Source organism: Aggregicoccus sp. 17bor-14 (genome assembly GCF_009659535.1).
Taxonomy (GTDB): domain Bacteria; phylum Myxococcota; class Myxococcia; order Myxococcales; family Myxococcaceae; genus Aggregicoccus.
The window spans coordinates 250,379-260,516 of record NZ_VJZZ01000012.1 but is presented as its reverse complement, the minus strand read 5'-3'; the positions used below and the strand labels follow the sequence as shown (position 1 = coordinate 260,516).

The window sequence follows — 10,138 nt, the reverse complement described above, 5'->3', positions numbered from 1 at the left end:
CGCGGCGCCTCCTTTCTCGCTCGCAGAGTTAGGTCTAGACACCCCAACCCTACGGGAGACTGCGCGCCGCGCGGCTCTTACTTTCCTCCCCCCCTCGCGCCGCCCAAAAGGGCGAAACACGAGTCTGGGAGAGGGTCGGGGTGAGGGATGAGCGCATCCCTCGCTGTGCGAACTGTCAGTCGAGAAGGAACGTGTAGCTGAACTTGAACTCGGTGCTCACGGGCTCGCCGCCCTTGATGGCCGGCGCAAACCTCGCCTTGCGAATCCCATCGCGCGCCGCTTCATCGAGCCCGTAGCCGGGGCCCGAGACCACGCGCGCCGCGACCACCCGTCCCCCGGTATCCACCGTGACGGACAGCACCACCGTGCCCTCGACGTTCGCCTTCCGGGCCTCGGGCGGATACGGCGGGCGGAACTCGGAGAGGACGCGCGGGGGCGCGTCCACCTGGTACACGGGCACGTAGCGGGGCGCGGCGTACGCCTTCACGTCCGAGGGCGCTGCCGCCCGCTCCGCCGTCTTCCCGTAGGCGGTGTTTCCCACGGCGGCGGAGAAGGTGCCCGCCGTGGTGGTGGAGGACATCGAGATGCCCACCACCAGGGGCGCCTTCGCGGGCTGCGCAGGAGGCGCATCGTTGGGAGGCGGCGGCGCGGTGACGGGCGGTGGCCTCACCACCTCGGCCACCTTCACGGGGCGAGGCGCGCGGGGGCGGGGCGCCGGGGGCGCGGGCTTCTCCTCGGGCGCAGCGGCAGGCGGCGGCCGCTGCACCTCCACGACCACGAGCTCCACGGGGCGCGCGAGGACGGGGGCGGGACGCTCGGCGCGCGATGCGAGCAGCAGAGCGCCCGCATGAAGCGCCACCGAGGTGAGCAGGAGCCCTGTGAGGACGCCCGAGCCGGAGCGGCGCGGGGCGCGAAGATCAGGAGCGTGGGCAAGGGCAGCGGACATGCCATCTCTCACGGGCGCGCGGGCGCCACGTCCTTCTCGATGTTGAGGGCGAAGCGGGCGATGCCCTGGCCCTTCACCACGTCGATGAGGTGCATCACGCGGCCGTAGGGAAGCGACTGGTCCGCGCTGATGATGGCGCGCGTCTGCGGGTCCTTCTGCAGCTGCGCAGCCGCCTTCTGCTGCAGCTCGCCCTCCGTCACCGGGGCGCCGTCGAAGTAGAGCTGCCCCGCCTTGTCCAGCACCACGTTGACGAGCCCCTGCACCGTCTCGCCGCCGTTGGCCGCCTTGGGCAGGTCCACCTCCACCGTCTCCTTCACGATGAAGTTCGCCGTCACCATGAAGATGATGAGCAGCACCAGCGTGATGTCCACGAGCGGCGTCACGTTGATGCCGACGATCTCCTCGTCCCCCTCTGCCTGCGCTGCGCCGGCCATGACCTAGCGACCTCCCGCGACGACGCGCGGCGCGGAGGAGACGGGTTGCGCGCGGAGGCTGCCCACCAGCGCGTAGCCGAGGGCATTCGTGCGGCTGGTCAGCGTCTTCAGCTGCCGGTTGAAGAGGTTGAAGGCGACGACGGCCGGGATGGCGACCGCGAGGCCCACGGCAGTCGCGACCAGCGCCTCGGAGATGCCGGCCATGACGGTCTGCTGCATCGCACCGCCCTTCGCGGTGACCGAGCCCAGGTCGTTGAAGGCCTTGATGATGCCGAGCACCGTGCCGAAGAGGCCGATGAAGGGCGCGTTGTTGCCCAGCGTCCCCAGGAACGAGAGGAAGCGCTCGTACTGCGGGCGCTCGCGGGCGACCGTGGACGCGATGACCTGCTCCACCGTGTCCGGGCCCTTGGCGAGGCTTGCCAGGCCCTCGCGGATCACCGCGGCCTCGAGGCCCGTGCGGTTGCCCACCGCGGCCCGAACGGCGTCGTACTCGCCGCGGGCGAGCTGCAGGGCGAGCAGCTCGGAGTCCTTCAGGCGGTGACGCGCGAAGTACACCGCGCGCTCCAGCATGAGCGCGATGGAGAGGATGGAGAGGGCAACCAGCACCCACAGCACCCACTCGGCGCTGCTGAGCGTGACGCCGAGGAGCTTCGTGGTGAGCCAACCGAGATGGTTGGCGGGTGCGGCCTGGGCCAGCACGGCGGGGAGGTAGGACATGGTTCGGTGCTTCCTCGGAAGGAGTGACGCCGAGGGAAACACCGGAGGCGCTGCACCGTGTCACCTGCCCCCGTTCTTTTTTGCCAGGCCCACGGGTTGGAGCGCCCGACGCCCGGCGGCGACGAACGCGAGGACCACCGCGGCACCGAGCCAGGAGCCCCACTGCATCATCCAGAAGATGGCCTCTCCGCCATGCAGGCTCCCGCGCAGCGTGGCGAGGTGCCGCATGGGCGCGATGCCATACAGCGCCACCAGCAGGGGGCTCGCGAGCAGCGCCCACCTCTGACACCGCCAGCAGAAGGGCACGAGCGCGAGGATGAAGGGCCCCAGCAGGTAGGCCCAGGCTGCGAGGCCCATCTCCAGCACTTCGGGTGCGGTGAGCACGAGCGGGATGATCAGCGTCACGCCGACGCCATGGGCGGCCATGAGGCACGTGGCCACGCGCAGGTAATCACGCTCGACGGTGAGCTCAGGGGACATGCGGCTACGCTAGTTCAGCGCGGAGGCACCCTGGAAAAGCCCTCTTCCCTCACCCTTTCCCTCTCCCAGGGGGGAGGGGACATTGACGGGGGCTGCGCGCCCCTGTCTCCAGGCTAGATGCGCACGCCCAGCTGCAGGCCGGGGGTGATGCGCACCTGGTGCCCCTCGGTGATGACGAGCTTGCCGAAGGGGAGCGGCTCGTGGTCGTCGAACGCCGTCTGCACGTTGAGCGTGGGCCCGCCGATGACGGCGAAGCGGCGCGCGATCTGGTAGCCGGCCTTCACCCGCAGCTGCGCGAGCAGCCAGTGCGAGTCCCACTTGCGGTCCACGTAGATGGACGAGGCCAGCGCGTCCACGTCCACGAAGAGCCGCTCGGTGGCCACCAGGTGCACGCCGAGGCCGATGCCCAGCGAGGCAAACTCATCCTGCCCGCCGCGCTTCTCCCCCAGCCCCCCGGTGAACACCGTGTAGACGTGCTCGCTGCCCAGCTTCACGTCCAGGTTGAGCTGCGTGATGTCGCTGCCGTACAGCTCGCCGTGCAGCTGCCCGTTGCCCATGAAGTTGAGGATGCCGACGGGCGCGCCCTTCATCGTCCCGGCCACGTTCACGAGCCCCAGCTGCAGCCCGCTCGCGCGGGTGGCCACGTTGATGAGGCCCACCTGGCTGCCCGAGACGTCCCCGCCCACGTTGATGAGGCCCACCTGCACGCCGTGCAGGTCCGCCGCGCGGTTGAACCCCGAGGACAGCTGCAGCCCGTCCAGCCGGCGCCCCACCACGTTCGCCCCCGCGGCCACCTGTACGCCCTGCAGGTCGCTTCCGGCCACGTTCGCGCCGACGCCGAGCTGCAGCCCCTCCACCGCGGTGCCCACCACGTTCGCACCCACGCCCAGCTGCACGCCCCGCAGCGAGCCGCGCGTCACGTTGCCGCCCACCGCGGTCTGCAGGCCCAGCGTGCTGCCGGCCACCGCGTTGTAGCCGACGGAGAGCTGGAAGCCCTCGAGCCCGCCGCCCGCGCTGTTGCCTCCCACCGCCACCTGCCCGAGGCCCACGTTGCCGCCCGCGTGGTTCACCCCCACGGTGCCCTGCACGCCGTGCACGTCCCCGCCCACGTGGTTGAAGCCCACCGAGAACTGCGCGCCGTTGAGGTCCGTGCCGGTGTGGTTGCCGCCGATGCTGGCCTGCACGCCGTGCGCGTCCGCCGCCGTCCAGTTCGCGCCCAGCGCGAGCGCCAGCCCGTCCAGGCGCGCGTTGGTCGCCACGCCGAGCGAGAGCGAGACGCGGTTGTCCACCGGCCCCTCGAAGAGCGAGTTGGTCTGCAGGCCCGGCACGAAGCCGATGTTGAAGGCCTGCGCCCGGTGCCGCGGCGCCTCACCGGGCACGTCCGCCGTCACCTCCTTCGGCACGTCCCCGCGCGACACGGTGAGCTCACCCGTCACCGCGCCGAAGTCCTCGGTGCGCAATGCCGTGCGCCCGCCCTCGCGCAGCTGCAGCGCCGCGCGCGAGGAGCGCCCGCCCAGCTCGCGCGCCACCGTGTAGGCGCCCGGCGCGAGCCCCAGCTCCATGGGGCGCCCGGGGAGCTTGTTCAGCTCCACCGCGAGCCGGCCCTCCGCGTCGCGGATGAAGAGGCGCCCCTCGAGCGAGTCCGAGAGCACCAGGCCCGCGGAGGTGGAGCGCACGTCCGTCATGACGAGATCTCCCGCGCCCGCGAGCTCCATGTCGTAGGCGGGGTGCTGCGCGCCGGCCTGCGTCTTCTCGGTGCGCGCGAGCGTCTCGTGGAAGGCGAACTGGTAGGCCTCGTGCAGCGTCACCCGGCCGTCCCCCGTCACGTCCGCCGCGCCGCGCAGGCCCGAGACGAGGTTGTGGGTGAAGAAGGAGCCGCCCACGCGGTCGGACTCCTGGCTCACCTCGTCCGCGCTGCTGGAGGTGAGGATGGCCTGGCCCTGCACGGTGCTGGAGGCGTCCACGAGGAAGGCGGGCCGCTTCACACCGCCCTTGCGCCGCGCCAGCGTGCCGCTCGCGCAGGAGTCGAGGATGGCGATGCGCACGTCCGCCGGCAGCTCCGCGAGCGCCTGGCGCAGCTCGCCGTAGCTCACGCGGTCTCCGCGCAGGAGCAGCCCCTCCTCGTCCGAGTGACCCGAGTAGTAGACGAGCGCCTCGGTGCGCCGGCCGGAGAGCTTCGCCTCGCCCAGGAGGGTGCGCAGCTTCTCGAGGCCCTCGTAGAAGCCCTTGCGGTTCACCTCGAGCAGGAGCACCTCGTCCTGCGGTGCGACGCCGCCCAGCTCGTCGAGCACGCGGCCCAGGGCCTCGGCGTCCGAGGCCGCGTAGCGCAGTCGCACCCGCTCGGGGCCGCCGTCGTTGGTGCCCACGAGCAGCGCCACGCGGCGCACCTCGCGCGGAGGGGCAGCGGGCGCGGCGGCGAGCGCCGCAGCGAGGAGGACGACAGCGGGGGCGATCATCGCGAGGGCTTCTCCACGGTGAAGGAGGACTGCTCGAGGCCCGCGGGGAGCTGGAGCGGGAGGGTGTGCGCCTGCGCGGGGTCGCGGGCGAGCGCGCGCGCGGCCTCGAGCACGGTCTGCACGTCGAAGGGCTTGTCGGAGGTCACCAGCACGAAGCGCTCGAAGGCGGGCGCATCGTCCAGCTCGTAGGCGTGTCCCAGGGACACCGCGCCCTTGGGGTCCAGCGCGGGCACCGCATCCGCCCGCTCGGGGAAGTGCAGCGTCACCTGCCCGCGCCCGTCCAGCGAGAGCACGGCGCCGTAGGGATGGCCCGCCGAGACGTAACCCAGTTGCAACAGGTCCCCGGCCCGGGCGGAAGCGCCCGTGCGCAGCTGCTCGGGCTCGCCCTGCCCCTGGCGGAACACGAGCAGGCGCGGGTCGCCCTTGATGCGGGTGGTGTCCGCCTGGGCGAGCGCGGAGTCACCTGCGCCTCGCTCTGCGGGCTCGCGCACCGAGAGCACCACCAGCAGGGCCAGCGCGGCGGCGAGCGGCAGGCCCAGCGCGAAAGGGAGGGCGCTGCGGCGCGGGGCGGCGCGGCGCTGCACGTCCTGCAGGTGCGCGCGGCGCGCCACCTCGCGGGCGAGCTCCGCGGGCGGCAGGCGCTCGAGCACGCGGGCATTGTCCGCCTCCAGCGCAGCGAGGCGCGCGAGGCCGTCCGGCTCCTGGGCGAGCTGCGCGCGGGCGCGGGCGAGCTCCTCGGGCGGCAGCTCTCCGAGCGCGATGCGCTCCAGGAGCCAGTCCGGGGTCTTGATCGGCGTGCTCATGGTCAGGCGGCCTCCAGCGTGTGCAGGTGCGAGCGCAGCGTGCGCAGGCGCTTGCGCACTCCGGACACCGAGAGGCCGACCTCGCGGGCCACCTCCTCGAGCGTCATCCCATCCAGCAGGTGCAGCACGGCGATGGTGCGGGTGCTCACCTGCTCGCCGCCGAAGAGGCGCTGCAGCAGCGCGGCGGCGCCGGTGCGCGACTCCAGGTCCTCCAGGGCGGCAATCTCCTGCACCAGCTCGTCCTGGGCGTCCTCGGGCTTGCGGCGCTGCGTGCGCAGGCGGTTGAGGCAGACGTTCGTGGCCATCTTGTGCAGCAGGCTCGAGGGGGCGCTCGCCTCCAGCGCCTCCTGGTGGTTGAGCAGCTGCACGAACACGTCCTGCATCGCGTCCACGGCCTTCTCCTCGTCGCGCAGGAGGAACCGGCAGCGCCGCAGCACCATGGGCCCGTACCGTCGGTAGGTGGCGTCCACATCGATGGCCAACGTCGCGCTCCTCCTGCTTCCTGGGGCCTGGAACACCGCAGGCGGCCGCAGCTGTCACCACGTCCTCGCGAAAAAGGAAAGCGCCCCCCGTCTCCGAGGGGCGCCGCGCGGGACTTGCCGGGCTTACCGGGCTACCGGCTCAGCCGTCCAGCAGGAGGCACACGTCGCCGAACTCGTGGCCGAGCAGCCCGGCCCCCTCCGCCCAGGTGTGCGCCTCGCGCAGCAGGGCGAGCGGGGCGAAGGCCTGCAGCAGGAGGAAGTGGCTGGTGCCGGGGTCGTGCACCCCGGTGAGCAGCCCGTCCACCACCTGGCGCCGGAAGCCCGGGCCCAGCAGCACGTCCGTCTCCCCCTCCCCGGGCTCGAGCCGCCCGCCTCCCTGCAGGGCGCGCCCCTCGAGCGCGCGCACCACGGTGGTGCCCACGGCGACGACGCGGCCCCCGCGGGCCTTCGTGCGGGCGATGGCCTCCACCGTGGCGGCCGGCACGCTGAAGCGCTCGGGGCGGGGCAGCGCCGCATCCAGCGCCGGGTCTCCGGTGGACGAGAGGCCGGCCGCGTGGGTCACGGAGGCGAGCTCGACGCCACGTCTGCGCAGCGCGAGCAGCAGCTCCCAGGTGAGGGGCAGCCCCGCGGACGGGAGCTCCGCGGCCCAGGGCCTCGCCGCGTACGCCGTCTGCACGTCCCAGAGCGCCAGCGGCCGCGTGAGGTGTGCGTACTGCACGGGGCGCCCGGTGCGGTAGAGCGCGCTCCACAGCGCGGCACCCTCCAGCGAGAAGGCGACGCGCACGAGCCGCGGCGAGGGCGGGAGCAGCGCCAGCACCCGGGCCTCCAGCGCACCGAAGTACAGCGTCTCGCCCGCGGCCACGGCCGGGGGCGGCGGCCGGTCCTCGGTGCGCGTGCGCCAGTCCCCCGCGCCGAAGAGCACGCCCGTCCAGCGGCCGTCCTCCTCGCGCGCGAGCAGGCGCAGCTCCACGGTGCTGCCCTCGCGGGTGCGGCCGCGCAGGGAGGCGGGCAGCGTGGCGGCGTCGTTCACCACCAGCAGGTCGCCCGCGCGCAGGAGCCCCGGCAGCGCCTCCAGCCCGTGCAGCTGGTACTCGCCGTCCGAGGGCTGCAGGTGCAGGAGCCGCAGCTCGGGTGAGGGACGCGGGGAAGGGGCGGGCCTCATGCGGCCTCCGCACGGCCCGCTTCCACGCGGGCTCCGGAAGGAGGCGCCTCGTCCTGAAGCAGCCGCACGAGCCGGGCGGCCACGGCCTCGGGCCTCGCGAGCTGCGCGGGGTCCGCCTCGGGCATCGCGTCCGCGTGCATGCGCGTGTCCATCTCCCCCGGGTCCACCGTGAGCACCCGCACGCCCGTGCCCTCCAGCTCCACGGCCCAGGTGCGCGCGAGCTGCTCGAGCGCCGCCTTGGACACGCCGTAGGCGCCCCAGCGCGGGTAGGCATTCACCGCGGCGTCCGAGCTGACGAAGAGCACCTGCCCGCTCCCGCGCAGCACCATCCCGCCCACCACCGCCCGCGTGAGGCGGAAGGGGCCGACGAGGTTCACGTCCAGCACCTCCGCGAGGTCCTCGCACGCCGTGTCCAGCAGCAGCCGCAGGGGCGTGGGGCCGAGGAGGCTCGCGTTGTGCACGAGCACGTCCAAGGGGCCCACCAGCGCCTGGGCCGCCCCGGCGAGCGGGTAGATGGCCTCCTTCACTCCGACATCCGCGGCGAGCGCGTGCACCTCGAGCCCCTCCTTGCGCAGCCGGGCCACCGCGGCCTCCAGCGCCTCGCGCCCCCGCGCCACGCCCACCACCCGGGCGCCTTCCCGCGCCAGGGCCTCCATCAGCGCGCGCCCCAGCCCCCGGCTCGCGCCCGTCACCAGCACTGCCTTGTCCTTCAGGTTCATGTCCGACTCCTCCTTGCACGCAGGAATGGCAAGGGCGCGACGAAGGGATGGCAAATCGGCCAATAGCTTGGAACATTGCCAATGCATGGACGCGATGGACCTCTCGGACCGGCTCGCCCGCAACCTGCGCACCCTGCGCGAGGCCCGCGGCGTGACGCAGGCGCAGCTCGCCCGGCTGGCGGGCATCCCGCGCGCGACGTGGGCGCACCTCGAGTCCGGGGCGGGAAACCCCACCCTCGCGGTGCTGCAGCGGGTGGCCGGGGTGCTGCAGGTGTCGCTCGAGGAGCTGGTGGCCCCGCCGCGCGCGAGCGCCCGGCACTACCCGCGCGAGAGCCTCCCGGTGCGCCAGCGCGGACCCGGCTTCGTGCGCCGGCTGCTGCCGGACCCGCTGCCCGGCATGGAGTTCGACCGGATGGAGCTTCCGCCGCGCGCCCGCCTCACCGGCGTGCCGCACACGCCCGGCACCCGCGAGTACCTCGTCTGCGAGAGCGGACAGCTCGCGCTGGTGGCGAGCGGCGAGCGCTTCGAGCTTGCCCCCGGGGACGTGGTCGTCTTTCGCGGCGACCAGAAGCACTCGTACGAGAACATCGGCGCGCGCACCGCCGTGGGCTACTCGGTGGTGGTACTCGCCGCGGGCCGCACTCCCCTCCCGCGCTGAGCCCTGATAGAGCGCGCCTCATGTCTTCGCCCTCCCCTGCCACCCCGGCGCCGCTCGAGCGGCGCAGCTTCTGGGCGGATGCCTCGCTCTCGGCGCTGGTCGCCGGCTTCGTCACCGTGCTGGTGGGCTACACGAGCTCGGCCGTCATCGTCTTCGAGGCGGCGCGCGCGGCCGGTGGAGACGCGGGCGTGGTGGCCTCGTGGATGTGGGCGCTGGGCATGGGCTCGGGCGTCACCTGCATCCTGCTCTCCCTGCGCTACCGGAGGCCCGTGGTCACCGCGTGGTCCACCCCGGGCGCCGCGCTGCTCGTCACCAGCGTGCCGGGCCTGAGCCCGGGGGCGCTCTCGGCGGCCTTCCTCGCCTCGGGGCTGCTGGTGTTGCTCGCGGGAGTCACGCGCGGCTTCGAGCGCGCCATCTCGCGCATCCCGCTGCCGCTCGCCTCGGGGATGCTCGCTGGCGTGCTGCTGCGCTTCGGGCTGGAGGCCTTTGCCTCGATCCGCACCTCGCCCCTGCTCGTGCTCGGCATGTTCGCGGCGTGGCTCGTGGGACGAAGGCTGTGGCCGCGCTACGCGGTGCCGGGGGCATTGGCCGTGGGCATCGCCGTCGCCGCGGGCGCGGGCTCGCTGCACCTCGCGGGTGTCTCGCTCACGCTCGCGCGGCCGGTGTTCGCGACGCCGCACCCGACGTGGGCCGCGCTGGTGGGCGTCACCCTGCCGCTCTTCGTGGTGACCATGGCCTCACAGAACGTGCCGGGCGTGGCGACGATGCGCGCCAACGGCTACGACACACCCATCTCGCCGCTCGTCACCTGGACGGGCGCGGCCACGGCGGTGCTCGCACCGTTCGGCGGCTTCTCCATCAACCTGGCGGCCATCACCGCGGCCATCTGCATGGGGCGCGAGGCACACGAGGATCCTCGCCGTCGCTACGTGGCCTCGGTGGCCGCGGGCGGCCTCTACCTCGTGCTCGGGCTGCTGGGGGCCACGGTGGGCGCGCTGCTCGCGGCCTTCCCGCGCGAGTTGGTGCTGGCGATTGCCGGGCTCGCGCTGGTGGGCACCATCGGCAATGGGCTCGCCATCGCGGCGAAGGACGAGCGCGAGCGGGAGAGCGCCATCGTCACCTTCCTCGTCACGGCCTCGGGGCTCTCATTGTGGGGCGTGGGCGCGGCGTTCTGGGGCCTCGTCGCGGGGCTGCTCGTCCGCACCGTGATGCACGCGGGCGCAGCCGTCCCCTCTCCCCCTGGGAGAGGGTGAGGGTGCCGGACGAAGCTACGTCACCCCG

The 10,138-nt window shown here is 73.4% G+C and carries 11 protein-coding genes; 2 read left to right on the top strand and 9 right to left on the bottom strand.

Annotation, left to right across the window (positions count from 1 at the left end; translation table 11 throughout):
• Window positions 1-175: 175 nt before the first annotated feature.
• From FGE12_RS22515 to FGE12_RS22475, 9 genes are all read right to left on the bottom strand, one after another.
• Window positions 176-946 carry an energy transducer TonB gene (locus FGE12_RS22515; protein ID WP_153868607.1) on the bottom strand — a complete coding sequence of 257 codons (771 nt, stop codon included), beginning with the start codon at window positions 944-946 and terminating at the stop codon, window positions 176-178.
• An 8-nt stretch (window positions 947-954) separates the two neighbouring features.
• Entirely contained in the window at window positions 955-1,380 is a 426-nt protein-coding gene (locus tag FGE12_RS22510; protein WP_153868606.1) for a biopolymer transporter ExbD, read from the bottom strand.
• A 3-nt stretch (window positions 1,381-1,383) separates the two neighbouring features.
• Entirely contained in the window at window positions 1,384-2,097 is a 714-nt protein-coding gene (locus tag FGE12_RS22505; RefSeq protein ID WP_153868605.1) for a MotA/TolQ/ExbB proton channel family protein, read from the bottom strand.
• Window positions 2,098-2,157: 60 nt separating this feature from the next.
• Window positions 2,158-2,577: a hypothetical protein gene (locus tag FGE12_RS22500; protein ID WP_153868604.1), complete on the bottom strand. Its 420-nt coding sequence runs from the start codon at window positions 2,575-2,577 to the stop codon at window positions 2,158-2,160.
• A gap of 113 nt (window positions 2,578-2,690) precedes the next feature.
• Complete coding sequence (locus FGE12_RS22495) at window positions 2,691-5,033, bottom strand: caspase family protein (RefSeq protein WP_153868603.1); 2,343 nt, start codon at window positions 5,031-5,033, stop codon at window positions 2,691-2,693.
• The gene (locus tag FGE12_RS22490) at window positions 5,030-5,836 is read right to left on the bottom strand and encodes a hypothetical protein (protein ID WP_153868602.1); all 807 of its coding nucleotides are present in this window, start codon (window positions 5,834-5,836) and stop codon (window positions 5,030-5,032) included. Before FGE12_RS22490 ends, FGE12_RS22495 begins: the two co-directional genes overlap by 4 nt.
• Before the next feature lie 2 nt (window positions 5,837-5,838).
• Window positions 5,839-6,318 (bottom strand): RNA polymerase sigma factor, encoded by a 480-nt coding sequence (locus FGE12_RS22485; RefSeq protein ID WP_153868601.1) that lies wholly within the window; start codon window positions 6,316-6,318, stop codon window positions 5,839-5,841.
• A 139-nt stretch (window positions 6,319-6,457) separates the two neighbouring features.
• Window positions 6,458-7,480, bottom strand: coding sequence for an S-adenosylmethionine:tRNA ribosyltransferase-isomerase (locus FGE12_RS22480; protein ID WP_153868600.1), 1,023 nt, complete (start codon window positions 7,478-7,480; stop codon window positions 6,458-6,460).
• A complete protein-coding gene (locus tag FGE12_RS22475; RefSeq protein ID WP_153868599.1) occupies window positions 7,477-8,199 on the bottom strand; it encodes an SDR family oxidoreductase in 723 nt (240 codons plus the stop codon). The genes FGE12_RS22480 and FGE12_RS22475 overlap by 4 nt, the downstream gene beginning before the upstream one ends.
• 85 nt (window positions 8,200-8,284) lie before the next feature.
• Between FGE12_RS22475 and FGE12_RS22470 the strand changes: the two genes are divergently transcribed.
• Entirely contained in the window at window positions 8,285-8,857 is a 573-nt protein-coding gene (locus FGE12_RS22470; protein ID WP_153868598.1) for a helix-turn-helix domain-containing protein, read from the top strand.
• A 20-nt stretch (window positions 8,858-8,877) separates the two neighbouring features.
• Window positions 8,878-10,110: a benzoate/H(+) symporter BenE family transporter gene (locus FGE12_RS22465; protein WP_153868597.1), complete on the top strand. Its 1,233-nt coding sequence runs from the start codon at window positions 8,878-8,880 to the stop codon at window positions 10,108-10,110.
• Window positions 10,111-10,138 lie beyond the last annotated feature (28 nt).

What these genes read in the sequence shown, in the direction of transcription:
- FGE12_RS22480 (WP_153868600.1), bottom strand. Translation starts at nt 7,480, where the DNA reads ATGAGGCCCGCCCCTTCCCCGCGTCCCTCACCCGAGCTGCGGCTCCTG.
- FGE12_RS22505 (WP_153868605.1), bottom strand. Translation starts at nt 2,097, where the DNA reads ATGTCCTACCTCCCCGCCGTGCTGGCCCAGGCCGCACCCGCCAACCAT.
- FGE12_RS22475 (WP_153868599.1), bottom strand. Translation starts at nt 8,199, where the DNA reads ATGAACCTGAAGGACAAGGCAGTGCTGGTGACGGGCGCGAGCCGGGGG.
- FGE12_RS22465 (WP_153868597.1), top strand. Translation starts at nt 8,878, where the DNA reads ATGTCTTCGCCCTCCCCTGCCACCCCGGCGCCGCTCGAGCGGCGCAGC.
- FGE12_RS22495 (WP_153868603.1), bottom strand. Translation starts at nt 5,033, where the DNA reads ATGATCGCCCCCGCTGTCGTCCTCCTCGCTGCGGCGCTCGCCGCCGCG.
- FGE12_RS22500 (WP_153868604.1), bottom strand. Translation starts at nt 2,577, where the DNA reads ATGTCCCCTGAGCTCACCGTCGAGCGTGATTACCTGCGCGTGGCCACG.
- FGE12_RS22490 (WP_153868602.1), bottom strand. Translation starts at nt 5,836, where the DNA reads ATGAGCACGCCGATCAAGACCCCGGACTGGCTCCTGGAGCGCATCGCG.
- FGE12_RS22510 (WP_153868606.1), bottom strand. Translation starts at nt 1,380, where the DNA reads ATGGCCGGCGCAGCGCAGGCAGAGGGGGACGAGGAGATCGTCGGCATC.
- FGE12_RS22515 (WP_153868607.1), bottom strand. Translation starts at nt 946, where the DNA reads ATGTCCGCTGCCCTTGCCCACGCTCCTGATCTTCGCGCCCCGCGCCGC.
- FGE12_RS22470 (WP_153868598.1), top strand. Translation starts at nt 8,285, where the DNA reads ATGGACGCGATGGACCTCTCGGACCGGCTCGCCCGCAACCTGCGCACC.